At 59.2% G+C, this 23,994-nt stretch carries 25 protein-coding genes; 15 read left to right on the forward strand and 10 right to left on the reverse strand.

The features are described 5' to 3' along the window. The first annotated feature begins 220 nt into the window (after positions 1 to 220). The 4 genes from pfkB (at position 221) to QP922_RS05800 (ending at position 4,352) form a co-directional block, all read left to right on the forward strand. Positions 221 to 1,192 (forward strand): 1-phosphofructokinase, encoded by a 972-nt coding sequence (gene pfkB, locus QP922_RS05785; protein WP_284808296.1) that lies wholly within the window; start codon positions 221 to 223, stop codon positions 1,190 to 1,192. Positions 1,193 to 1,214: 22 nt separating this feature from the next. Then, complete coding sequence (locus tag QP922_RS05790) at positions 1,215 to 3,320, forward strand: PTS fructose transporter subunit IIABC (RefSeq protein ID WP_284808297.1); 2,106 nt, start codon at positions 1,215 to 1,217, stop codon at positions 3,318 to 3,320. A 74-nt stretch (positions 3,321 to 3,394) separates the two neighbouring features. Beyond that, positions 3,395 to 3,664 carry an HPr family phosphocarrier protein gene (locus QP922_RS05795; protein WP_239188490.1) on the forward strand — a complete coding sequence of 90 codons (270 nt, stop codon included), beginning with the start codon at positions 3,395 to 3,397 and terminating at the stop codon, positions 3,662 to 3,664. 151 nt (positions 3,665 to 3,815) lie between these two features. Beyond that, positions 3,816 to 4,352, forward strand: coding sequence for a hypothetical protein (locus QP922_RS05800; RefSeq protein ID WP_284808299.1), 537 nt, complete (start codon positions 3,816 to 3,818; stop codon positions 4,350 to 4,352). A gap of 111 nt (positions 4,353 to 4,463) precedes the next feature. On the opposite strand, the gene QP922_RS05805 is transcribed toward QP922_RS05800, so the two are convergent. Further along, positions 4,464 to 5,744: a uracil-xanthine permease family protein gene (locus QP922_RS05805; RefSeq protein WP_284808300.1), complete on the reverse strand. Its 1,281-nt coding sequence runs from the start codon at positions 5,742 to 5,744 to the stop codon at positions 4,464 to 4,466. A 34-nt stretch (positions 5,745 to 5,778) separates the two neighbouring features. Further along, the gene (gene hflX / locus QP922_RS05810) at positions 5,779 to 7,254 is read right to left on the reverse strand and encodes a GTPase HflX (protein WP_039675797.1); all 1,476 of its coding nucleotides are present in this window, start codon (positions 7,252 to 7,254) and stop codon (positions 5,779 to 5,781) included. Positions 7,255 to 7,375: 121 nt separating this feature from the next. On the opposite strand from hflX, the gene QP922_RS05815 reads away from it, so the two are divergent. Both QP922_RS05815 and QP922_RS05820 read left to right on the forward strand, forming a co-directional pair. Continuing rightward, positions 7,376 to 8,155 carry a hypothetical protein gene (locus QP922_RS05815; protein ID WP_284808302.1) on the forward strand — a complete coding sequence of 260 codons (780 nt, stop codon included), beginning with the start codon at positions 7,376 to 7,378 and terminating at the stop codon, positions 8,153 to 8,155. Between the two features lie 35 nt (positions 8,156 to 8,190). Continuing rightward, positions 8,191 to 8,709, forward strand: coding sequence for a hypothetical protein (locus QP922_RS05820; RefSeq protein WP_284808303.1), 519 nt, complete (start codon positions 8,191 to 8,193; stop codon positions 8,707 to 8,709). 14 nt (positions 8,710 to 8,723) lie between these two features. Here the strand turns inward: QP922_RS05820 and dapF are convergent, their stop codons facing one another. Genes dapF through QP922_RS05835 form a run of 3 tightly spaced genes read right to left on the reverse strand, consistent with a single transcriptional unit; the run spans position 8,724 to position 11,115 of the window. Beyond that, positions 8,724 to 9,560 (reverse strand): diaminopimelate epimerase, encoded by an 837-nt coding sequence (gene dapF, locus QP922_RS05825; protein ID WP_284808304.1) that lies wholly within the window; start codon positions 9,558 to 9,560, stop codon positions 8,724 to 8,726. An 11-nt stretch (positions 9,561 to 9,571) separates the two neighbouring features. Then, positions 9,572 to 10,489 carry a tRNA (adenosine(37)-N6)-dimethylallyltransferase MiaA gene (gene miaA, locus QP922_RS05830; protein ID WP_284808306.1) on the reverse strand — a complete coding sequence of 306 codons (918 nt, stop codon included), beginning with the start codon at positions 10,487 to 10,489 and terminating at the stop codon, positions 9,572 to 9,574. Beyond that, positions 10,489 to 11,115, reverse strand: coding sequence for a hypothetical protein (locus tag QP922_RS05835; RefSeq protein ID WP_284808308.1), 627 nt, complete (start codon positions 11,113 to 11,115; stop codon positions 10,489 to 10,491). The genes miaA and QP922_RS05835 overlap by 1 nt, the downstream gene beginning before the upstream one ends. A gap of 131 nt (positions 11,116 to 11,246) precedes the next feature. Here QP922_RS05835 and QP922_RS05840 point away from each other — a divergent pair, with 131 nt between their 5' ends. Continuing rightward, positions 11,247 to 12,563 (forward strand): DUF349 domain-containing protein, encoded by a 1,317-nt coding sequence (locus QP922_RS05840; protein ID WP_284808310.1) that lies wholly within the window; start codon positions 11,247 to 11,249, stop codon positions 12,561 to 12,563. 20 nt (positions 12,564 to 12,583) lie between these two features. Continuing rightward, positions 12,584 to 13,660, forward strand: a complete 1,077-nt coding sequence (locus tag QP922_RS05845; RefSeq protein ID WP_284808312.1) for a GNAT family N-acetyltransferase — start codon at positions 12,584 to 12,586, stop codon at positions 13,658 to 13,660. Between the two features lie 25 nt (positions 13,661 to 13,685). Here QP922_RS05845 and QP922_RS05850 read toward each other — a convergent pair whose 3' ends face one another. Both QP922_RS05850 and miaB read right to left on the reverse strand, forming a co-directional pair. After that, positions 13,686 to 14,327 (reverse strand): Rv2732c family membrane protein, encoded by a 642-nt coding sequence (locus tag QP922_RS05850; protein ID WP_284808314.1) that lies wholly within the window; start codon positions 14,325 to 14,327, stop codon positions 13,686 to 13,688. Between the two features lie 21 nt (positions 14,328 to 14,348). Further along, positions 14,349 to 15,920, reverse strand: coding sequence for a tRNA (N6-isopentenyl adenosine(37)-C2)-methylthiotransferase MiaB (gene miaB / locus QP922_RS05855; protein WP_284808315.1), 1,572 nt, complete (start codon positions 15,918 to 15,920; stop codon positions 14,349 to 14,351). A 138-nt stretch (positions 15,921 to 16,058) separates the two neighbouring features. Between miaB and gluA the strand changes: the two genes are divergently transcribed. The 4 genes from gluA (at position 16,059) to QP922_RS05875 (ending at position 19,432) form a co-directional block, all read left to right on the forward strand. After that, positions 16,059 to 16,787: a glutamate ABC transporter ATP-binding protein GluA gene (gluA, locus tag QP922_RS05860; protein ID WP_284808350.1), complete on the forward strand. Its 729-nt coding sequence runs from the start codon at positions 16,059 to 16,061 to the stop codon at positions 16,785 to 16,787. Between the two features lie 51 nt (positions 16,788 to 16,838). Then, positions 16,839 to 17,726, forward strand: coding sequence for a glutamate ABC transporter substrate-binding protein (locus QP922_RS05865; RefSeq protein ID WP_284808317.1), 888 nt, complete (start codon positions 16,839 to 16,841; stop codon positions 17,724 to 17,726). A gap of 81 nt (positions 17,727 to 17,807) precedes the next feature. After that, on the forward strand, positions 17,808 to 18,494 hold the full coding sequence (gene gluC, locus QP922_RS05870) for a glutamate ABC transporter permease GluC (RefSeq protein WP_204099926.1): 687 nt from the start codon (positions 17,808 to 17,810) through the stop codon (positions 18,492 to 18,494). Beyond that, entirely contained in the window at positions 18,494 to 19,432 is a 939-nt protein-coding gene (locus QP922_RS05875) for an amino acid ABC transporter permease (protein ID WP_284808320.1), read from the forward strand. Before gluC ends, QP922_RS05875 begins: the two co-directional genes overlap by 1 nt. Positions 19,433 to 19,466: 34 nt before the next feature. On the opposite strand, the gene recX is transcribed toward QP922_RS05875, so the two are convergent. From recX to QP922_RS05890, 3 genes are all read right to left on the reverse strand, one after another. Then, positions 19,467 to 20,060, reverse strand: coding sequence for a recombination regulator RecX (gene recX / locus QP922_RS05880; protein ID WP_284808321.1), 594 nt, complete (start codon positions 20,058 to 20,060; stop codon positions 19,467 to 19,469). Positions 20,061 to 20,072: 12 nt separating this feature from the next. Beyond that, a complete protein-coding gene (gene recA / locus QP922_RS05885) occupies positions 20,073 to 21,206 on the reverse strand; it encodes a recombinase RecA (RefSeq protein WP_039675824.1) in 1,134 nt (377 codons plus the stop codon). A 267-nt stretch (positions 21,207 to 21,473) separates the two neighbouring features. Next, positions 21,474 to 21,962, reverse strand: coding sequence for a hypothetical protein (locus QP922_RS05890; RefSeq protein WP_284808323.1), 489 nt, complete (start codon positions 21,960 to 21,962; stop codon positions 21,474 to 21,476). Positions 21,963 to 22,073: 111 nt separating this feature from the next. On the opposite strand from QP922_RS05890, the gene QP922_RS05895 reads away from it, so the two are divergent. The 3 genes from QP922_RS05895 to QP922_RS05905 are packed head-to-tail and all read left to right on the forward strand — an operon-like array spanning position 22,074 to position 23,985. After that, the gene (locus tag QP922_RS05895; RefSeq protein ID WP_284808325.1) at positions 22,074 to 22,664 is read left to right on the forward strand and encodes a biotin transporter BioY; all 591 of its coding nucleotides are present in this window, start codon (positions 22,074 to 22,076) and stop codon (positions 22,662 to 22,664) included. A 9-nt stretch (positions 22,665 to 22,673) separates the two neighbouring features. Then, positions 22,674 to 23,366, forward strand: coding sequence for an energy-coupling factor ABC transporter ATP-binding protein (locus QP922_RS05900; RefSeq protein WP_284808326.1), 693 nt, complete (start codon positions 22,674 to 22,676; stop codon positions 23,364 to 23,366). A gap of 4 nt (positions 23,367 to 23,370) precedes the next feature. After that, entirely contained in the window at positions 23,371 to 23,985 is a 615-nt protein-coding gene (locus tag QP922_RS05905) for an energy-coupling factor transporter transmembrane component T family protein (RefSeq protein ID WP_284808327.1), read from the forward strand. Positions 23,986 to 23,994: the final 9 nt, after the last annotated feature.

A 23,994-nucleotide genomic window follows, 5' to 3' on the forward strand; every position in this document is an offset into this window, starting at 1 on the left:
GGAGACGATTTTTTCTCTACCCCAGATCATCACAAGTCGGATGAAAATGCAACGAAAACCACAGTGATCCTATTGACATTCGGGCACAATCGGACAACAATCGGAATAGAAGCAACATCTATTTTCCGCTGACTGGGGCAACCCGCGTCGTGACATGAATCGCCGCGAAGCGTGTTGGAGCCCAATATACGCACACTGCGAAAGGGGACGATTTTCCAGAATGATCCTTACTTTGACCCCCAACCCCAGTATCGACGCCACGATCTCTCTTAATGAATCCATGCGTCCGGGTGCCGTTCACCGCGCCGAATCAGTCTCCCATGTCGCAGGTGGCAAGGGAGTCAACGTGACCCACGCGGTAACACTGGCAGGCGTCGACAGCCTTGCCCTGTTGCCGGCGGCAGCGTCCGATCACTTCCTCGCTCTCACGGCCGCAGACTCAATCCCTGTCCATGCAGTGCCCATTGACGGGGCTGTTCGCACCAATACCACCCTTACGGAACCTGACGGTCGTACGACGAAGCTCAATGGCCCCGGCCCCACACTGACGGCAGAGGACCGCAACGCTATCGCTGCTGCACTGAAGGAGTATGCGCCACAGGCCGAGTGGCTCGTCATGGCCGGCTCTCTTCCGAAGGGAGTCCCCACCGAGTGGTACACCGAACTGATTACAGTCGCCCGCTCCGCTAACCCAGAGCTCCGCGTCGCTGTGGACACTTCCGACGCACCCATGGTGGCCTTGGGAGAGAACCTCAGCACCGCTGCGCCTGACCTCATTAAGCCCAATGGTCTCGAGCTGGGCCAACTTGCAGGAGTCGATGGTGAAGCGCTGGAAGCCACCGCAGAAAAGGGTGACTTCAGTGGTGTTGTGGAATCCGCACGAGTCATTGTCGGCCGCGGCATCCCTGAGGTGCTCGTCACCCTCGGCGGGGCGGGCGCCGTACTCGTCACCGCAGATGAAGCATGGGTCGCTACTCCCCCGCCAATCAGAGTGAAGTCCACAGTGGGTGCCGGTGACTCGTCCCTGTCTGGCTACATCCTTGCACGCCGCAACGGTTCCTCCTACGAGGAGGCACTGCGTCAGGCAGTTGCCTATGGTTCGGCGGCCGCGTCCCTGCCTGGAACTCAACTTCCTTCCCCAGAAGAACTCGATATCGATCAGACTGCAGTTTCTGCAGTGTCCGCCCTCTAGCACCTGTTAGGAGTGCACAAACATGGCATCCGATCTCATTACCACCGATCTCGTGGCGCTCGACGCCGACTTCGGTGACAGCGTCGAATCTGTCATTACTAACCTCGCCACGCTGGTACACGAAACCGGCCGAGCAAGCAGCGTCGACGAGCTCGCCGCGCCCGCCATTGCCCGTGAGGCCAAGGCTGGTACAGGTGTTCCCGGTGGCGTCGCTATTCCGCACTGCCGTTCCGCAGCAGTCACCGAACCAACTCTAGCTTTTGCCCGACTTTCTCGTGGCGTCGACTTCTCCGGCCCCGACGGTGACGCACAGCTAGTCTTCCTCATCGCCGCTCCAGAAGGCGGCGGTAAGGCACACCTAAAGATCCTGTCGAAGCTAGCCCGCGCGCTGGTGAAGAAGGACTTCCTTGAGGCTTTGCGCAACGCACAAACCAAGGACGAGATTGTCAAGCTCGTTCTCGACGTGGTCAACGCTGAAAAGCCACAAAAGAAAGCTGCGGCAGCAACTTCTGCAGCCGCAGGCGCTGCCGCCGTCCCAGCTTCAGATTCCAAGTCTGCCTCCGCCAGCGATTCCAAGGATTCGCCGAAGACGCGCATCGTGGCTGTGACGGCCTGCCCCACCGGCATCGCACACACCTACATGGCTGCTGATGCCCTTACCCAGACCGCCGAAGAGCGCAATGATGTCGAGCTCACCGTTGAGACGCAGGGTTCCTCCAACAACACCGCTGTGCCCGCTGACATCATCGCGGCTGCTGACGCCGTCATTTTCGCCACCGACGTCGGAGTACGCGACCGCGAGCGCTTCGCAGGTAAGCCGGTCATCGAATCCGGAGTCAAGCGCGCCATCAATGAGCCGGGCGTCATGATCGACGAAGCTATTGCTGCTTCGAAGAACCCGAACGCCCCCAAGGTTTCGGGCACTGCTGGTGCAGCTTCCTCTAACGCCCAAGAGGAAGGCGAGGGTCTTGGCTGGGGCAAGCGCATCCAGCAAGCCATCATGACCGGCGTGTCCTACATGGTGCCGTTCGTGGCCGCTGGCGGCCTTCTGCTGGCACTGGGCTTCTTGCTTGGTGGCTACGACGTAGCCAACGGATGGCAGGCCATCACCACCGACTACTCGCTGACGAACCTGCCTGGCCATGATGTAGTGGTCGACGGCGCAACAATCACGTTCAAGCACTCAGGCCTTGGCCTCTACCTTGGCGCCGTGCTCTTCGCTATCGGCCAAGCGGCGATGGGATTCATTGTTGCGGCTCTCTCCGGCTATATTGCCTTCGCACTGGCGGGACGCCCAGGCATTGCGCCCGGCTTCGCCGGCGGCGCCATCGCCGTCACCTTGGGCGCCGGCTTCATCGGCGGTCTGGTCACCGGTCTTATCGCTGGTTTCGTTGCCATGTGGATTGGCAAGTGGAAGGTCCCGCGCTGGATCGGCTCCCTCATGCCGGTCGTCATCATTCCACTGCTTGCCACAATGATTACTGGTCTGCTCATGTACCTGCTGCTCGGTGCTCCGTTGGCCGCCATCATGAACGGTTTGCAGAACTGGCTGGCCTCCATGTCCGGCTCCTCCGCTGTGCTGCTGGGCATCATCCTTGGCCTCATGATGTGCTCTGACTTGGGTGGCCCGGTCAACAAGGCCGCCTACCTCTTCGCCACCGCAGGTCTGTCCACCGGTGACGAAGCTTCCATGAAGATCATGGCCGCTGTCATGGCCTCCGGCATGGTCGCCCCCATCGCACTGTCTATCGCTACCTTCGTGCGCAAGAACCTCTTCACCCCGGCGGAGCAGGAGAACGGCAAATCCGCATGGCTGCTGGGCCTGTCCTTCGTCTCCGAAGGTGCTATTCCGTTCGCTGCCGCCGACCCGCTTCGCGTCATCCCGTCCATGATGCTGGGCGGTGCGGTCACCGGCGCACTGTCGATGGCGCTGGGTGTCATGTCCCGCGCTCCGCACGGCGGCATCTTCGTCATCTTCGCAATCGAGCCTGCATGGGCTTACTTCGTGGCCATCCTCGCGGGTGTGGTGGTGGCGGCCATCGCTGTCATCGCTATGAAGCAGTTCTGGCCAAATAAGACCGCCGAAGAGGCTGCTGCGAAGGCAGAAACCGCCAAGGCTGCCGCATAAATCTGCGACGTCTTTCTCAGAAGGCGCGTACACTTGTAATCACGAAAAATCTTTAAGTCGAAAGGACTATCATCATGGCTTCTAAGACCGTCAAGGTTGGTTCCTCCGTCGGACTACACGCACGTCCGGCTTCCATCATCGCTGATGCCGCTGCTGAGTTTGATGAGGACATCTTCCTGACCCTCGTTGGTGACGAGGATGAGGATGAGACCGATGCTGCTTCTTCCCTGATGATTATGGCTCTCGGCGCCGAGCAGGGTGACGAGGTTACCGTGACTTCCGACAACGAAGAGGCTGTTGAGAAGATTGCTGGCCTCATCGAGCAGGACCTCGACGCTTCCTAAACAGCGCCTCGTCGCTTGAAGCGCATGCTCCCGCTTCCCTCACAGTTGAGGGTGGCGGGAGCTTTTTGTTTCGCCTTTCTGGGGCGTCTCGGACTCTGCATCTTTTTCATCGGCGCTCGAGGAAGTGACCCGCTGTGTTAGTGTCAATGATATGACCGACCAGCCCATAACGCCCTCAGACTTCGGCATCGAAGCGCTGAATCTGGCGCTGATTGCGGAATGCTTAGCCCCGCGCTTGGATAGCTTTACCGCTTCCGAGAATCATTACCGGCACGAGGGCATGTGGAAAGAACCGAAATTCACCGTCGTCGCGCTCATTAGGCACAAGCTGGCCATCGATACCGTGCTGGCAATTGAGACTGAACGCGAACAAGGATTGGCCTTTCTGGGCTACGAAGTCATGGGAGCGTTGACCCGGTTCCGCAGCGACCTCGATACCGATACGCTCCATCACGGAGTTGCCTCACTCCTCTGGGCCGATCAGCTAGCTGGAGACTATCCAATTGGAAAGGCAGATTTCACTCATCCCGAAAACGTCACGTGGCCGACTCATACTGTAGACGAGGTCTATGTGCAGACGGTGCGAGAGCTGCTTGACTACGTACAGGCTCGACCCGGCAGTGATGATGTCTGGCTGAACGACGATTTCGTTGCGAATCTGAAGCTTCAGTGGAAAGGACCGGAGTAAAAGCACCTTATGCAGTTTCCTGCACGGATTCACCTGGGGTTTAACTGAAAGCGGCTCCAAGTGGTGCCTTTACTCCGGTCCCATGCCCCACGGAGGCAGCACGCGTCGTGGCTAGTACTTGGCGTTTTGCCCCTCACCAACGGATTCATAGAGCTTCTTCATGACCGGGTAGAGCACGATGATGCCCACCGATCCCCAGGCGATGCCCTCCAAGGTGACACCGAAAACGTCGAGAGTGAGGTTACCAATGCCGGCAATGAGCGCCACAGCCGCAGCGGTGAGGTTGACAGGGTTGTTGAAGTTGACCTTGTTGTCCATCCAGATGCGCACACCGAGCATTCCGATGAGCCCGTAGAGCACTAGGCAGGCACCACCCAATACGCCGGTAGGGATGGTGAAAATGAGCGCACCAAACTTCGGGATGAAAGCCAGCGCGATAGCGGTGATAGCGGCAACCCAATACGCGGCCGTGGAGTAGACACGAGTTGCAGCCATGACGCCGATATTCTCAGCGTAGGTCGTGGTGCCGGAGCCACCGAAGCCACCAGCTAGGGAGGTCGCGAGGCCGTCAGCGATAAGGGCATCGCCGGCCAGATCGTCGAGGTCGCGCTTCGTCATTTCGGAGACGGCCTTGACGTGGCCGACGTTCTCAGCGATGAGGACGACGAGAACCGGCAGCGCCGCCAGGATGGCGGAGACATGGAACTCTGGGGCGTGGAACTGCGGGACGCCAATCCAGGCAGCCTCACGGATAGATTCCACGGCGCCCTCCCCCAGGTTGCCGGTGACGGCCGCGAAGGCCCATCCCACAACAACGCCGATGAGGATAGACAGACGCGAGACCATACCACGGCCAGCCACAGTGGCCAAGATGATGACCGCCAGGGTCACGGTAGCCACGAGAGGCTGGCTAGAGAAGTTGGAGGCCGCGTTAGGCGCCAGGTTTAGGCCGATGAGTGCCACGATGGCGCCGGTGACCGCGGGTGGCATGACTGCGTCAAGTACCTTGCGGCCAGCGGCCTTCACAGCGAAACCGATGAGCACAAGAACCAGGCCGGTCACGAGAACCGAACCGGCCTGCGCACCGATTCCATACTGCTGCGAGGCGGTCAGTGGTGCAATGAACGCAAAAGACGAGCCCAGGTAGGAGGGCAAGCGGTTGCGCGTGATAATGAGGAACAGAATCGTTCCCAGACCAGAGAAGAGCAGTGTGGTGTTGACCGGGAAACCGGTCAGCGTGGGCACAAGCAACGTCGCGCCAAACATGGCCACGACATGCTGCATGCCGATGCCAATGGTGCGGCCCCAGCTCAAGCGTTCTTCGGGCGCGACAACCGCACCCGGTTTAATAGTTTTTCCGTCCCCATGGACGTCCCAGGAAAAGATACTCACGAGCCTTTATTATGGCCCACCCGAGCGCCGAATCCTAAGCGGAATCCTCCACGCGGAACTCGGCTAGCTCGGCGGCGACGGAAGCTGGGAGGCGGACGTCGACAAGCGTGCCCTCCCCCGAGTACTCCTCGCTGCGCACGGTACCCTCCGCGTGGAGGCGCGCCACCACGTCACCGCGAGTAAAGGGGATAAGCAGCTGCACGTGCTCGTCGCGGGAGTTAAGGAAAAGCTCCACGCGTGCCGTGAGCTCGTCCACGCCCTCGCCCGTCTTCGCAGACACGTAGACCACATTGTCGCGATCGAGCACGTGGCGCAGCTCTGCCAGAACAAGTGGATCGGCCTGGTCAATCTTGTTGATAACGATGATCTCCGGCGGGGCTTCCTCGCCAGTTTCCTTCACGATGTCGTAGATAACTTGGTTCACCGCTTCGATCTGCTTGAGCGGGAATGGATCAGACCCATCAACCACGTGCAGCATGAGATCTGCGGCGAGAACTTCTTCCAGCGTGGACTTGAAGGCTTCCACCAGCTGCGTCGGCAAGTGGCGCACGAAACCGACGGTGTCCGTAAAGACGACCTGGCGGCCGTCGGCAAGCTCGGCTCGGCGCGTCGTGGGATCCAGCGTGGCGAACAGGGCATCCTCAACCAGCACGCCTGCGCCCGTCATCGCGTTGATGAGGGAGGACTTTCCAGCATTGGTATAGCCGGCAATAGCGATTTGCGGAACGGTGGAGCGCTGGCGCTTCGCGCGTTTGACCTCACGGGCGGTCTTCATCGCCTTGAGTTCTTTGCGCAGCAGCGCCATCTGGGTACGGATGCGGCGACGGTCCGTCTCAATCTTGGTTTCACCAGGACCACGCAGGCCCACACCGCCGTTGGAACCGGCACGGCCACCTGCCTGGCGCGAAAGATTGCCACCCCAACCACGCGTGTGCGTGTAGAGGTATTCCAGCTGTGCCAAGGAGACTTGTGCCTTACCCTCCTTGGACTTCGCATGTTGCGCAAAGATATCCAAAATGAGCATAGTGCGGTCAATAACCTTGGTATTGAGAGCGCGCTCAAGAGCAGAGAGCTGGCCGGGGGTAAGCTCACCATCGCAGACCACGGTATCCGCTCCGGTAGCGGCCACAATATCCTTAAGTTCTGCGGCCTTGCCTGAGCCGATATACGTTCCTGGGTCGGGCTTCTCACGTTTTTGGTAGAGCGCCTCGACCACCTCGGCGCCAGCGGTTTCTGTCAGCGCCGCCAGCTCAGCCATCGTGGCCTCCACTTCGGCCACGGTTCCCTCCGTCCAGACACCAACGAGGATTACTTGCTCCAGACGGAGCTTTCGGTATTCCACCTCGTAGCCGTCAGTAGTGTCTTCGGCACGGATGGTGGTCTCCCGCGTCACACGGCGGAAGGCATTGCGCTCGGCAAGGTCCAAGTCACCAATCGTCGGATCCTGCGGCGCGGGGGCAGGCTCGCCAAAGGCCTGCGCGAGGAGTTCATCATGGGTTTGTTTCGTCATATGCTCCCTATTCTTGCACGTCGACGTGCCAAAACGGGAATTGCGTGAGTGCGAAGACTGAGGTGAGTTAGCTTCTCAAGGCTATTTTTGACTCCTCCTCGCGGCGGATACAATAGTGGACATGACCGTCAACGAGAAGACCCACCCAGAGATGCAGGCCATTGGCCTGAACTACGAGCGCTGGCAGGACGCAGTGGAGGCCGCAATCTCCACGAATCAGCTAGCAGTGACCGGCGAGGTGCGCGGCGGGCAGCTTATCCAGTTTGCGGATGCTTCCGGCGCGCAGCTCAACATTTTGGCGGTCGAGCCTTTCGCCACCTTCATTGGTTTCGACTCCGTCACCCAGGGCTTTGCGCACGTTTCCATGATCAATGACGTCCTCGCCTACCTCGACATCATCGATCCTTTCGGCACCGTCCTGGCGCAGGCCACCGCCAACTTGGCCCAGGGACCGCTGCTTGTCGACGAAGACACGCAGCAGTGGCAACAGATTGAGCTCACCGCGATGGGTCTCGACGTCACGCACTTTGAAACCGCAGAGGCCTACGAGTCCGAGAAGGGCTCCTACCCCGCCGCCTTTGAATCCGAGGGCGCACAGATTGTCGCTTCTGGTTCGGGAGCTGCCGCCCCTACCCCAGGTTGTACTTTTGCTGCGCGAGTCATGGAATCAGAGTGGCGCCACAACCAGCTCACCGGACAGCGCTTTATGCACTTGGTCATGGATGGTGTATTCCCGTTTGACCTGTGTCTCCCCGAGAGCTTTGGCGAACTTCCGGCCAAGGATTCTGTACTGGCGGGCACGGCGATGCTGACTGCGTCGATTGCGATGCCGACTGGCGGCTGTGGTGGCGAGGGCGGCTGCGGCTGCGGTTCCGGCGGCTGTGGCTGCGGCGGCCACTAAGCCACCGAGAGAACTAATGCCGTAAAGTTGTTGCCATGAATTTTTCCGCATCTCAGCGTCGCAGGCTTGCTCTGCTCCTCGCTGCGGTCACGGCCGTGGTGTTGGTAGTGACGCTGAAGCTGCCGGGAGTCATCCTTGCCGTTCTTGTGTGCGGAGCGCTGTGGCTTATTGCCGGCGCCCGCCCAGACGCCTCGGAGCACGCGGCCCTCCGTGCCTCCATCGCCTTAACGGTCGAGGACATCACCGATGTCATCCAGGATTACACGACCTTCGCCACGAGCGAGGATTCAGATGCGTTGGCAGATCGCACACTGCACCGCCCAGCGCTTGTCGACGTCGACTGCACAAACCCCTCCATCGAGGCCTTTCACTATGAGATGCATGGAGCGCAGCGTTTTCTTCGCCGACTCAATGCACGGGTTAACGCCCCCGATGTCGAAACGAGCGAGCTGGAATCTTTGCTTAAAGTAGCTGATGAGCGCGCAGCCGAACTCAAGGAAACCTGGCTGGCTGCGCGCCGCGCTGCCTTGGCGCTGGGCACAGATTACAAATAGACGCCCCGTCTTAACTACAGCGACGTCTCTCCGGTCGCCACGATGCGCGATGGCCCAGTGAGCGTGGAGCCGTCCTCAGTAATTTCCACTGTGACCTCACCGCCGGGGACAATAACGCGGACGGTGCCGGTTGCCTGGGAGGCGTCGGCAAGCGCGGCACGTGCAGCCGCCACCGTGCCGGTACCACAGGAACGGGTCTCCCCGACGCCGCGCTCGAAGACTCGCATGTGAACAGCGCCCGCCTCCAGCGGAGTCACAATCTCGACATTCACTCCCGCCGGGAAAAACTCGGTGTCAATTACTGGTTGCTCAAGGGTCTTTTGCGCCAATGCCTCAGCGTTCAGCCCTGGGATGACTGCAGCCAAATGCGGGTTTCCCATATCCACGCCAAGGCCCGCGAACTTCTCCTCCGCCATCGACGCGGTGGACACTCCAAGCACAGTGGCCGGCCCCATCTCTACGCTGACCTCAGCATCGGTCTCAGTGAAGGAGTGGACTGTTACACGTTTGGCTCCTGCACGAGTCCCCACCGTGAAGGTGTCCGTCTCCACCAGCCCACGGGAGCGCACCCAGTGGGCAAAGACGCGGGTACCATTGCCACACATTTCTGCTACTGAGCCATCGGCATTGCGGTAATCCATAAACCAGTCCTGCGCATCAATGCCCGGCGCGAGCTCGTCGATGTCACCAGCTGCCAGCAATTCTCCAGCGCGGATGACGCGGAGCACGCCATCGCCGCCGATACCGGCGCGACGATCGCAGAGCGCCTGGACTTTCTCTGGTGGAAGGGGCTGTGTTCCTTCCACAATGACAAAGTCGTTCTCAGTTCCGTGTCCCTTGGCAAAGTTCATGTTTGTAGAGTCTAATGGCTCTCCAAGACTCGCAAGGCTTGATCCCGTGTATCTCCTGCTGCGTCCAACCAGGAGATGCGCTTATCCCTGTTAAACCAGGCGCGTTGCCTACGCACATAACGCCGCGTGCCGGTGATGGTGCGCTCAACGGCCTCGTCCCAGGTCAGCTCCCCGCGCTGAGCATCGAGTACTTGGGCGTAGCCGATGGCCCGCCCAGCTGTGGAGTCTGCGACCAAGCCCTGGGTCTGGAGCTTTTCAACTTCCTCGATCAGGCCGTTGTCGAACATGAGACGGCTGCGCAGATCAATACGGGGATTAAGCCATTCAGCTTCAGTGCGAAGCCCGAGGATTCGCGTACCCCACCGCGGCGGCGCGTTCTTGGGCGGCTGGCTGGCCTTGAACGGCTTGCCGGTCAGCTCAATGACTTCCAGGGCGCGCACGGTCCGACGGGGGTCTTTGTCCTCGATGATTGCTGCTGCAGCAGGATCGATCTCAGCGAGTTCCGCATGCAGAGCGTCTGTGCCTATCTCTTTGCGGCGTGCTTCAAAACGAGCACGAACCGCAGGATCGGTCGGTGGGAATTGCCAATTATCCACCAGAGACTGCACGTACAGCATGGAACCGCCCACCAAGATCGGGGTTTTCCCACGGGAGAGAATATCCTCCACATCAGCGATAGCGGCTGCCTGGTAGCGTGCTACGGACGCGGTCTCCGTCACCTCCCACACATCAAGTTGATGGTGCGGAATCCTCTCACGTTCTTCCAGGCTTAGCTTGGCGGTGCCAATATCCATACCGCGGTAGAGCTGCATGGAATCCACGTTGACGACTTCACCGTCCAGCTCGTGGGCAAGTGACACACCCAGCGCAGACTTTCCGGAGGCCGTGGGCCCCACCACCGCGATGGGGGTTGGCGCAGAGGAGTTCATCAGCGCTGCCACCCCGCTACATAGCGGCCAACGCCGAGGGTGGAATCGGCTGCCCGCAGCTCCGCATAATGTGGGTGCACAGTCGCCAGCTGTGCCCACAAGTCGGTTTCCAGAACTCCCGCTGAACGCAGTTTTTCCTCATCACAGTGAACGTCAGCTCCCGACAGGACCGATTCACACCACAAATGCGCATCACGCGCGCTGTCCACGAGGGCAAGCGGGGCGCGGTCGGTTAACCCAGCAGAGCCATCGACGCACACCACTGTCAGTCGCCCTTCCTTAATGTCCTCAACATCGGGCCGTGAGTCCATGACCTCGAAGCACTCTGCCCCCAGTGCGCGAGTAAGGACATAGCGAGCCATGAGCTCTGGGAGGTAATGTCCGTCACCGACATTGACCTGTGGGGCGCCCCATGCGCGCAAGCTACCTGGAAGCTCAGTGCGCCAGCGCGGATCGCGGGAGCCCACAATATCTACGTGTAGTGGAGTGGTGCCGCCAGTTATCACGCGTGCGGCATCGCGAACCAGCTCGCATGCGGCACGCAGGAGTGCGCGGGAAGCATCGTCGCCCGGTGAGAGTTCTTCTGCTAGCGCCGGTGAGGCCGGCATAATCATGAGATTCTGCATCGTCTCCCATCTTATAAGGTCACAAATGTGGGGTTAGCACGCGACTGCGCGGCGGAAACGGTAGTGTTGTGTCACATAAGTTCTGGCAGCCGTGTCGCGCGGCGCGATTGTACCGAAGGTGGTTTCCTACCATGTCCGCTATCCCTAGCCCTGGAGCAATGCCCCGCAAAGGCGCTCGCCCCGGCCCTAAGCCCTCCGCACCGGCAGCACGCCCCGCTCAGCCCCCGAAGAATGACCCGGCCAAGTGGGGTCGCGTCGACGCTGATGGCTCGGTGTATGTCAACGCCCCTGAGGGCGAGCGCAAGATTGGTGACTGGCAAGCCGGTACTCCGGAGGAAGGCCTCGCTCACTACGGCGCACGCTACGACGACCTGTCCACGGAGATCGAGCTTCTCGAGTCGCGTCTGAATGCCCACCCGGGGGATGCATCTTCTATCAAGACCACCGCTGCCGAACTGCGCGAGTCTCTCCCTACTCAGGCCGTCATTGGCGATATCGCCGCTCTGGACAAGCGCCTCGCAGCGGTTATCGAGCACTCCGTCGAAGCCGGGGAGCAGGCACAAGCTGATAAGGCCCGTCGCCGCGAAGAAGCCATTGCAAAGAAGGAGAAGCTCGCCGCTGAGGCAGAGGACATCGCCGCGAACTCCACTGAGTGGAAAGCTGCCGGTGATCGCATCCGCGCCATTCTGGAAGAGTGGAAGCAGATCCGCGGCATCGACCGGAAGACCGATGATGCACTGTGGAAGCGTTACTCCCGCGCTCGCGATTCTTTCAACCGCCGTCGCGGCTCTCACTTTGCCGAGCTGGACCGCAACCGCGCAGCTGCCCGCGCTAAGAAGGAGGAACTGGTAGAGCGCGCCGAGGCCATCAAGGAATCCACCAACTGGGGTGAGACTGCCCGCGCGTACCGTGATCTCATGACGGAGTGGAAGGCAGCTGGCCGCGCTCCACGCGAGGTGGACGATAAGCTCTGGGCCCAGTTCCGCGCAGCCCAGGATTACTTCTTCAATGCCCGCAACGCAGTCAACGACGAGCGCGATAAGCAATTCGCTGAGAACGCCGCGGCCAAGGATGCGCTCATTGAGGAGTATGACTCCCAGATTGACCCGTCCAAGTCCATCGATGGAGCCAAGGCCAAGCTGCGCGAGCTGCAGGAGAAGTGGGAAGAGATTGGTTTCGTCCCGCGCAACCAGGTTCGTGAGTATGAGGCAAAAATCTCTGCGCTGGAAAAGCGCGTGAGCGAAGCTGAGGACTCCGAGTGGCGCCGCACTGATCCGGAGGCCCAGGCCCGCGTAGCCCAGTTCCAGGCCAAGGTCGATGACTTTACCGCCCAGGCAGACGCTGCAGAAGCGAAGGGAAACACTAAGAAGGCCGAGGATCTTCGCGCCCAGGCAGCTCAGTGGCAGGAGTTTGCTGACGCTGCCGCGGCTGCTGTCAACGACAAGTAGACGCCGCAACCACCACAAAGGTGTTTGTTCAGATTGTCGCCCCGCCGGGCTCAGCCCATGCTGAACCGGCGGATTGTCTGCGAAGTTTCGTCTTTGATGCCAACCTTGCAGCCCAAGAAGCCAGCGGTGATCCGGCTGCAAGTGGCTCCCCGCGCCGCGTACTCCAGCGCCTCCAAGGCTCAACAGAGTCCCGCACCTTGCTTTTTGGGTTGACTGATTCCGCGCTGGGTGAGGCAGGTGAGCTCGGGCTTCCTGTAATTTCCGCGGCGGAGCCCAGCCCGGAGATCGATTTCGATGGATTCATCCATATTTCCTTACCGCTGCTGGAGGAAACCGAGAACGCCGATATCGAATGTGTGCTGTCGGCGGAACTCCTGCCCCTGCCCGGGGAAGAGCTGGAGCCCGATGCCCTCGAGGTAACGCGTGCACTTGCGCAGCAGGCCCTGCGCTTGACCCGCCAGCTCGGTCGCCGCACCGCCCAAGTAGGCATGCTGTACCCACCGGATGCGGACTATACCTACGATCCGATGTCGCAGGCCTACCTTGAGCTGGGTTTTAAGCCTAAGCACGCCGAGCATCAGCTGTATGTCGATATCAGCCCTACTCCCCCAGTGCTCGGCGCGCAGGTGTGGGCGGATTATGACATCCCAGAGGAGTTTCTCGATGACGTCCTCCGGCTGCTCACTGTCGCCTCCACCGACGCCATCTTTGGTGACTTAAGCGTGGAGCCCATTGTGTGGACGCGCCAACGCCTCGCTGAGGCGCATGCACGGCTTCGCTCTCGCGGGGCTCACACGCTGCTCGTCGGGCTCATTGAGAACGGCAGCGTCGTCGCCCTTACGGAACTTTCCCGGCATGGCGATGCTGCCCCAGAGGTCTGCGAGTGGACGCTCACGGTCACCGACCGCGAACACCGTCGCCGTGGGCTCGCCACGCGCGCCAAACAGCATGCTCAACATGCGGTAGCGCAGCACTGGCCCGATGTGCGCCGCGCCTACTGCTCCGTCGCGGATGCCGACCCCGCCATGAATGCGCTGTACGCGCGGCTGGGCGCCCACGCTATTTCTGCCAGCAGCGCCTACGAGCTGACCGTGTAGAAGGGATAGTCGGTATAACCACGCCTTAGTTGTCGTCAGAGTCTTTCTGTTGACGGCGGTGGCGGGAGGCCGCTTGGGAGCGACGGTTATCGATGAGCAGCGGATTCTCTTCGGCCGGCACATCTGTTGCGGCCTCCGATTGGAGAACACCTACGTGATCTAATTGTCCCGACACCTCGCGCACGCGCTCAGCAGCTGCGAGCTGCTCTGGGCTGCGGCGAAGCGCCACTTGGCAGTAGACGATAAAGGCAATGAACGTAGACAGCGCGCCTACGTACATGCCGATTCGGGCTCCGTCCGCTGCGCTGTCGCGGTACCAGAACCCCCAGAGGTTCACGAAGAAGGAAACCGTAGTCATCATCCAGGACACGAGCGCTAGAGCGGTGCGCCGCGTCGCGATGGTAGCGGTCGTGAGCACTCCCACGCCAAGCAATGCCAACCACGCGCTGATTGCTTCCACGAGCGAAATCTTGACACCCTCAGAGGTTGTCCCCAACATGAGCGCTTCCCATCCACGAGCCTCCCCGGCATACGGAAGGAGCAGATACGCTATCCACAACACCACCGAGACGATGAGCGCATAGCGGTGAGCACCTAGCTCGATAGTCTTGGCAGCACGGCGCTCAGCGGCAACGGCGTCCTGCACGGCATTCAAGTCATCACTCATGTATGTGGAGCCTACTCTCCCCTAGCACCCACACGCGTCAGCGGACGCGGCCGGGGCGCTGGGCTTGCCGACGCCCGGCAGACCCAACCCCACACCAATCGGTGCGGTCGTGGGGGTTTGACCAGCAGCGGACATGTCACCAGCCTGAGTTCGTCGATGCTCAGTGACACCGGAATCCGCGACGAGGAAGAAGGAACCAGAGTCCGTCACTGTGGTGTGGACAACATCACCGGCGCGAATCTCGTCGGAGATGTCCTTCCCTGTGGCGTCGACAGGCGCGAAGTGCACCAAGCGGCCATCGCGGGCACGGCCGGACATGCGATGTGTTTCATCGTTCTTGCGGCCCCCCTCTGCTTGGACAAGCAACTCAACGTCGGTGCCCACAAGCTTGGCATTCTCCTCCGCCTGAATGGAGTCCTGCAGCGCGACGAGGCGCTCGAAACGCTCTTGTACAACTTCCTTGGGGATCTGATCCTCCATCTCAGCTGCCGGGGTGCCCGGGCGCGGAGAATACTGGAACGTGAAGGCAGAAGCGAATCGTGCGCGGCGCACCACATCCATGGTGGCCTCAAAGTCCTCTTCAGTCTCTCCTGGAAAGCCCACAATAATATCGGTGGTGATGGCCGCATGAGGCATCTTTTCACGCACCTCGTCGAGGATGCCGAAGAACTTCTTTGTGCGGTAGGAGCGGCGCATGTCTTTCAGCACTTTGTCCGAGCCTGATTGCAACGGCATATGCAGCTGCGGGCACACCGATGGGGTTTCAGCCATCGCATCAATAACATCTGAGGTGAACTCCGCTGGATGCGGCGAGGTAAAGCGCAAACGCTCCAAGCCTTCAATCTTGCCCACTTCTCGCAACAGCTTTGAGAAGGCAAAGCGATCGCGCGGCATGTCTGGGTCGGCGAAGTTCACGCCATAGGCGTTGACGTTTTGGCCCAGCAGGGTCACCTCAGAGACACCCTGGTCCACGAGCGCCTGGACCTCAGCGAGGATATCGCCGGGGCGGCGATCCTCTTCTTTACCGCGCAGAGAAGGCACGATACAGAAGGTGCAGGTGTTGTTGCAGCCTACCGATACCGAAACCCAGCCGGCATAGGCCGACTCACGCTTAGCCGGTAGCACGGAGGGAAAGGCTTCGAGCGAGTCGACGATCTCTACTTGGGCCTCATCATTGTGACGGGCGCGCTCCAGCAGTGTCGGCAGGGCCGCCATGTTGTGGGTACCAAAAACAGCATCCACCCACGGCGCATGGTCAAGGACAGTGTCCTTATCCTTCTGTGCCAAGCAGCCACCAACGGCAATTTGCATACCAGGGTGGTTTTCCTTGGTCTTCTTCAACGCGCCCAGCGTTCCATACAAGCGCTTATCAGCGTTTTCGCGCACCGCGCAGGTGTTGAAAACAACGAGATCCGGTTCAACGTCAGCAGGTGCGGCGACGTAGCCGGCCTCTTCAAGAAGGCCGGAAATGCGCTCGGAATCGTGCACGTTCATCTGGCAGCCAAAGGTGCGCACCTCATAGGTGCGGGGCTGGTGTTCAGTTACAGGGGTGCTCACGTGGGGATATTCTAACGGCCAGTTCCCGCTACTCATAATGCCTCGCACGTAGCCAAGCGTTATACATTCGTTATCCAAAGATCCACCATCCACTTTCCCTACACCCTATCCTTCTAGCTATGATTCAGTTCACTTTCACAAAGGGGGTGTGGCATGCCTTACACAAAGCGTCCCATGATTGAACTCTCCGGAGTCAACAAGTACTTCGGCGATTACCATGCTCTCCGCGATATCAATTTGGAGATCGGCCGCGGAGAGGTCATCGTCGTCCTCGGTCCCTCCGGTTCCGGAAAGTCCACGCTCTGTCGCACGATCAACCGCCTCGAAACCATCGAGGAAGGGAGCATCTCTATCGACAGCACACAGCTTCCCGAAGAAGGCCGCGAGCTAGCCAAGCTGCGCGCCGACGTGGGCATGGTCTTCCAGCAGTTCAATCTCTTTCCGCACAAGACAATCAAGGACAACGTCACACTAGGTCCGATAAAGGTGCGCAAGATGAAGAAATCGGAGGCTGAGGACCTCGCCATGCAGCTGCTGGAACGCGTGGGTATTGCTAACCAAGCCGAGAAATACCCCGCTCAACTCTCTGGTGGCCAGCAGCAGCGCGTGGCTATCGCCCGTGCACTGGCCATGCGCCCCAAGGTCATGTTGTTCGACGAGCCGACCTCGGCTCTTGACCCAGAAATGGTCAATGAAGTTCTGGACGTCATGACGGACCTCGCCAAGGAAGGCATGACCATGGTCGTGGTCACCCACGAAATGGGCTTTGCGCGGCGCGCTGCTGACCGCATCCTCTTCATGGCCGACGGAAGCATCGTCGAAGACACCGACCCAGAATCTTTCTTCACCAACCCGCAGTCGGATCGCGCCAAGGACTTCCTTGGCAAGATTCTGCAGCACTAACCGTCACCAACTCACTTACTTTTCCATCTCACTCTATTCAAGGAGAATCTCATGTCCCGCACTATTGCCCGCGTCACCGCCACCGTTACTGCCCTCGCTGCTTCGAGCTCGCTGCTCGTTGCCTGTGGTGGCGATTCCGCTAATTCCGCCGGTGGCGGTGAAGGCCTGCTTGCTCACATTGAGGCAGGTAACGTCACGCTCGGAACCAAGTTCGACCAGCCAGGCTTGGGCCTTCGCGAAGGCGACGGCTCTATGACCGGTCTCGATGTGGACATCGCGACCTATGTGGTAAACCACATCGCCGAGGCCAATGGCTGGGAAGAACCAGAAATCGAATGGCGTGAGACCCCGTCTGCACAGCGTGAGACCCTCATTGAGAACGGCGAGGTCGATCTCATTACCGCCACGTATTCCATCAATGCGTCACGCGCCGAGAAGGTCAACTTTGCCGGCCCATACCTGGTTACGCACCAAGCACTGCTGACCCAGGAAAAGAACTCAGACATCACCGGCCTTGATGGACTCGACGGCAAGATTCTCTGCTCAGTAACCGGCTCGACTCCAGCCCAGAAGGTCAAGGAAGCTCTCCCCAGCGTTCAGCTGCAGGAGTACGACACCTACTCCTCCTGTGTGGAGGCTCTGGGCCAGGGCAACGTGGACGCTATGACGACGGATGCCACGATTCTCAATGGTTACGCGGCTCAGAACCCAGGCAAGTTCAAGGTGGTTGAGCTGGAAAAGGACGGCAAGCCCTTCACTGACGAATACTACGGTGCGGGTCTAAAGAAGGACGACCAGGAAGCTACCGACGCCGTCAACAAGGCATTGGAGGAGCTGCATTCCTCCGGTGAATTCGACAAGCTCGTTTCCAAGAACCTGGACAAGGGCGAGGGCATCGACGAAGCCACCATCGGTGACCTCTCCTTCCTCGAATCCTAAGCACTAGTCACCTACGCCTTCCCGTAGTCTGCGCCGAGGCCACCCTGTTCCTCGGCGCAGACGTATTCCTAGGAGAATCATATGGACTCCATGTGGGCTGCACTTGGCCCTAATCTATGGCCGGCCTTTTGGCTCACCATCCAACTGACTTTCTGGTCCGCCATTGGCGCGATGATTCTGGGCACCATTCTCACCGCAATGCGTGTCTCCCCGGTCAGCATCTTGCGGTGGATTGCCACTACATACATCACAATGGTGCGTAATACCCCACTCACGCTCATTATTCTGTTCTGCTCTTTTGGTCTTTACCAGAACCTGGGCTTAGCGCTGGCTAGTAGGGATTCTGCGACATTCCTTGTGGACAATAACTTCCGCCTCGCCATCTTGGGCTTCATCCTCTACACCTCAGCGTTCGTAGCTGAGTCGCTGCGCTCCGGTATCAACACCGTGGACTTTGGCCAGGCTGAGGCAGCTCGTTCATTGGGCCTGAGCTTTACACAGACGTTCAGCACCATCATTTTCCCGCAAGCGGTCCGCGCAGCGATCGTCCCGCTTGGCAACACGCTTATCGCGCTTACTAAGAACACAACTATCGCCTCAGTGATCGGCGTGGCCGAGGCTTCACTGCTCATGAAGTCGACGATTGAGATGCATGCGAGCCAGCTGTTCCTCATCTTCTTCATCTTCGCAGTCGGCTTTATCCTCCTCACCCTGCCCATGGGACTAGGGCTGGGCAAGCTTTCTGAAAGTCTGGCGGTGAAGAAATAATGTCTGTACGTGCAACGGTGCTTTACGACGCCCCTGGCCCCAAAGGCAAGCGTCGAAACCTCATCTACACCATCATAACCGTCGCACTTTCTGCAGCGGTTCTGTATTGGGTGCTGTCCACCTTGCATGAGCGCGGCCAGCTCGCGTCTGAGTTATGGACCCCGTTTCTCAATAGTCAGACGTGGACGACGTACCTCATCCCTGGCTTACGAGGAACTATCTTCTCCGCAGTGGCCTCGATTATCTTCGCCATCATCTTCGGCGTGATTTTCGGACTTGGCCGCTTGAGTGAAAACGTCATCATCCGCACTGTGTGTGGTGTGGTCGTCGAATTCTTCCGTGCCATTCCCGTGCTGTTGCTCATGATTTTTGCCTACCAGCTCTTCGCCATCTACGACGTCGTGCCGTCTAAGCACCTGGCTTTCAGCGCCGTAGTCTTTGCCTTGACTCTGTACAACGGCTCGGTGGTGGCAGAAATTCTGCGCTCAGGCATCAAGTCCCTGCCCAAGGGCCAGACGGAGGCTGCCCGTGCACTAGGCCTTTCGCACAATCAAACGATGCTCACCATCCTGCTCCCGCAGGCCGTGGCCGCCATGCTGCCGGCATTGATTTCCCAGATGATCATCGCGCTCAAGGACTCTGCCTTGGGCTACCAGATTGGCTACGTCGAGGTGGTGCGCTCCGGTATCCAATCGGCGTCTTATAACAAGAACTACCTAGCCTCGCTCGTTGTCGTCGCCATCATCATGATTCTCATCAACTGGGGGCTCAGCCTCCTGGCCGAGCGCATCGAGCGCCAGCTGCGCGCCGGCCGTGCCCGCAAGAACATCGTGGCGAAGGTTCCGGAGCAGCCGGACCAAGGTCTCGATACCAAGGACAACGTCAACGTGGACTGGCACTCGAAGGGCTACACGGAAATCCGCAACCCTGCCGAGTAAACCTGTTGATCTACAGCAGTTAGCGGGGTGCGGCTCAGGTCAGTTCAGCGATGCGGGCATCCAACGCCTCGATGGATATCTGCATCGTCAGGCTGTGGCTGTAGCCGCGGCGTGCCAGCGTCCCCACTATTCGTCTGAGGAACTTATCGCGCTCATGTCGGTCCGCGGGCACCTTCTTGATCGTCCGCGCTTTCTTCTCCGCCACCTTGCGGGCAGTTGCTTCTTCCGATTCCTCGGTGATTTGTTCCAAAGCCACCGCACGGTCAGCAGCATCGACGCCTTTATCCTTGAGCTCCATGTTCAAGGCGCGTACAGATTTGCCACGACGCACATGCCGTTGCCGTACCCACTCGCGTGCGAAGCTCTCATCATTGATAAGGCCTACACCCGCAAGATCATCGAGGACTACATCGATAACATCTGGCTCGAACTCTGCTGCAAGGAGGCGTTCGCGTAGTTCTTGGCGCGAACGTGCCCGCTGGTCAAGAAGCCGTAGTGCACGGGAGCGCACTGAGGCCTTTGCCTCCTCGGCCTCGGCATCAATGAGCTGTCCACCCGCAGCACCCGATTCATAGTCTTCGAGTGCTTGGCGCAGCTTCTCAATCTTCTCCAGTGACGGTTGAACCATCTCCGACGTGGCTTAGTCGTCGTCGAAGTCGACGTTCGGGACCAAGCCGACGGATTCATCAGTCAGCGGATCGTCTGCGCCCGGAACATCCATGGCTACGTCATCCCCTGCCTCAGCAGCGGCTGGCCCTACACCTAGCTTGACGAAGATCTTCTTCTCAATCTCATCCGCCAAGTCTGGGTTCTCTTTCAAGAAGTTGCGGGCCTTCTCCTTGCCCTGCCCCAGTTGGTCGCCTTCATAGGTGAACCACGAACCAGACTTCTTGATGAAACCGTGCTCGACGCCCAGATCAATGATGGAGGATTCGCGTGAAATACCTTCGCCATACATGATGTCGAATTCCGCAATCTTAAACGGCGGGGAAACCTTGTTCTTCACGATCTTGAGTTTGGTGCGGTTACCAATGGCGTCTTGGCCATCCTTCAGAGTCTGAATGCGGCGAATGTCGCAGCGCACGGAGGCGTAGAACTTCAGCGCCTTACCACCGGTGGTGGTCTCCGGCGAGCCGAACATCACGCCAATTTTCTCACGCAGCTGGTTAATGAAGATGGCGGTCGTCCCAGAGTTGTACAGTGCACCGGTCATCTTGCGCAGTGCCTGGGACATCAGGCGAGCCTGCAAGCCCACGTGGCTGTCACCCATTTCGCCTTCAATCTCCGCCTTCGGCGTCAGTGCCGCTACGGAGTCAATGACGATGATGTCGATAGCGCCGGAACGCACAAGCATGTCCGCAATTTCCAGCGCCTGTTCACCCGTGTCCGGCTGAGAAACCAACAGGTTGTCTGTATCCACGCCCAACAGACGTGCATACTCAGGATCGAGGGCGTGCTCAGCATCGATGAAAGCGGCGATTCCGCCTTCCTTTTGTGCGGAGGCAATAGCGTGAAGGGCCACCGTGGTCTTACCGGAGGACTCAGGGCCGTAAATCTCCACGATGCGTCCGCGCGGGAATCCACCCACACCCAGCGCAATATCGATGGCAGTGTTACCGGAAGAAATAGCGCGGATTGGTGGGCGATCATCGTCACCCAAGCGCATTACAGCGCCTTTGCCGAAATCCTTTTCAATCATGGACATTGCGGCGTCAAGGGCCTTCTGACGATCGTCACCCTTGCTTGCTGCCGAGGACTTCTTCTTCGTAGCCATTTATTTCCTCACTACTTTGTCGAGTGTTCTTACGATGAGCGATAACTGGTGTGATAGCTGATTTTTAATGTGGTTTTCGTGCCGCTGACGCGGGAGTCACCAATTTAGACTGCCGCACAGAGGCTTCGGTTCCCAGGTCTGTCAACAACTGCGGTTTCGCTTTTGTTTCACACCACGGCGGTACTCTAACGCCCCTAGCGGACTCCCCTCACACAATACACACACAAGTGTTCGATTTGCGACTCTCCGCCCTGGCATGTCGAACTACTATTGCTTCACCCAGGGGCCATCCTGTTCGGAGCGTACAAAGGTCACTTCTTCGCTTGCCGGCAGCACGGCAACAACACCGCCCATGTTTCGACACACATCAAGATCGTCTTCGGGAGCGAAAGTGGTGACATACTTGGAAAATCCCGAGCCTTCAGTGTCGCGATAAATCTCCACGGTGCCACGCGATGGCGGATACCACCCATCATCTTCATCAGAGCCTCCCTGCCAGGTTCCGCCACTCGCTTCATCAACATCGGATTCAGTGGCACCTGAGCAAATAAAAATCACGCGCTGATACTGGGTATCGAAGATATCGCCGACAGGCATCGTGACCTCTCCCACTTCGCCGTCGGCCACGCCTGCAGCGGCATCGATGTTCTCAATCACATTTGCCGAGTTAATGAGCGAACATCCCGACATCACCGCCGTAGCCGCAACGATGACCGCACCGCCGCATGCCGTCTTTATTGCCCGTAGTTTATTCATGCCCAGAGGGTACCCCGGATGGGGTAGTTTCGCCGCCCAAAAGCCAAGCTTGAACGGTGTTCAAAAGTGCCCATTTGCTGCTAACTTCTCCTACTAGATAAACTTTGGCCCATGAAAAAGAATTCTGTCGCTCTCGACATCGCCTACGTCGCGGTTTTTACCGCACTTATCATCGTTTTCGCGTTTGTGTCTATCCCCACCCCAACCGCGGGCGTGCCGATCGTCATCCAGAACGCCGTCATTATTCTTGCCGGCCTCGTCCTGGGCGGTCGCCGTGGCTTCTTCGTTGGCCTCCTCTTTATGACCCTCGGCCTGGTAGGCCTTCCTATCTTGGCCGGTGGCCGCAGCGCACTCAGTGCCATCGCCGGCCCCACCGTGGGATACCTCGTCGGCTACATCATTGCCCCCGCCATCGCGGGATTTATCGCCTACCGCGCACCGCGGAATAAGGGCGGCATGATTGTCACGCTCGCTATCGCCGGCATCATCGGCCTTGCCATTCAGTATCTCTGCGGAAGCCTTGGCCTCATGGTTCGCTCTGATATGTCCTTTGGCGCCGCGATTCTGGCCCAGGGACCATTCATCATCCCGGACCTCATCAAGGTAGCCATCATGGTCGCCATTGCAGCCGGTGTCCACGCCGCTTTCCCGGATCTCATAGGGCGCCGCGCTCAGAAACCACAGCCACACGCCCAGAACTAAGCTGCCGCCGTGCCTCAGATTGATTTTCACAACGTCTCTGTTTCCTTCGACGAAAAGAAGGTCCTTGACAGTGTTTCGATGACGTTGACCGAACAGCGTATCGGCATCATCGGTGCCAATGGTGGCGGCAAATCTACCCTCGTTCGGCTCATCAATGGCCTCGGGGAGCCTACGGAAGGCAGCGTGCAGGTGGACGGGGTGGACGTCGCCAAGCACGGCAAAGATGTTCGCCGCAAGGTGGGCTTCGTCTTCTCCGATGCAGAGAATCAAATCGTCATGCCAAATGTGCGGGATGACCTGGATTTTTCACTGCGCAGGCTCAAACTATCCAAGGAGGAACGAACTGCACGGGTCGATGCTGTACTTGATCGCTTTGGATTGACCCCACTGTCTGACCAATCTCCCCACACACTGTCGGGCGGGCAAAAGCAGCTACTTGCCCTCGCTGCCGTCCTCGTCATGGAACCCACCGTCATCATCGCCGATGAGCCCACGACATTGCTGGATTTACGCAACCGCGACCGCATTCGCCGCGAATTCGCAAGCCTCGAACAGCAACTGATTGTGGTAACCCACGACCTCGACTTTCTCTCCGACTTTGACCGCGTGATATGCATCGATAGTCATCACGTCGACGCTGATGGCCCTCCCGATGAGGTCATCCCCTTCTACACCAATCTCATGGCCTCACGCCCGCTCTAGGAATATGCCCAAGAACATCCCACTCGGTTTTTACGTCGACGCAGACACGACTATTCACCGCATCCCTGCTGCGGTGAAGTTCCTTACCCTTATCGCCTTCATCCTCGTCACCTCGTTAGCGGTGAAGACGGTTGCGTGGGCAGCCTTAAGCCTTGCTATTCCTCTTGTGCTCTTCCCCGTCGCTCACATCCCCCTCCGGGTGGCAGTAGGTCAGCTCGCTCCACCGCTCTATTTGTTGGTTGCGCTCGCAGCATTTCAGTGGTGGCAAAAAGATCTCACCTCGGCTGCGATCATGTTTCTTACGGTCTATGCGGCCGTCATTGCGGCCGTGCTGCTAACCCTCACCACGAAGGTTTCGGAGATGATGGATTCCTTCGACCGCGCTCTCGCACCTCTTGGCAAACTGGGTGTGCCCGTAGAGAACATCACGCTGGCGATGTCTCTCACCATCCGCCTCCTGCCACTCATGCTTGGCACTGTCCTCGAAGTACTTGACGCACGAAAAGCCCGGGGTGCCACGGCCTCACTGACCGCATTCGGTACCCCGGTTATCATTCGTTCTCTTCGCCGCGCCCGCGCTATGGGCGAGGCCCTTCACGCACGCGGCGTCGGCGACTAGAAAATCTCA

It is taken from the genome of Corynebacterium sp. MSK218 (genome assembly GCF_030232655.1).
Lineage (GTDB): Bacteria > Actinomycetota > Actinomycetes > Mycobacteriales > Mycobacteriaceae > Corynebacterium.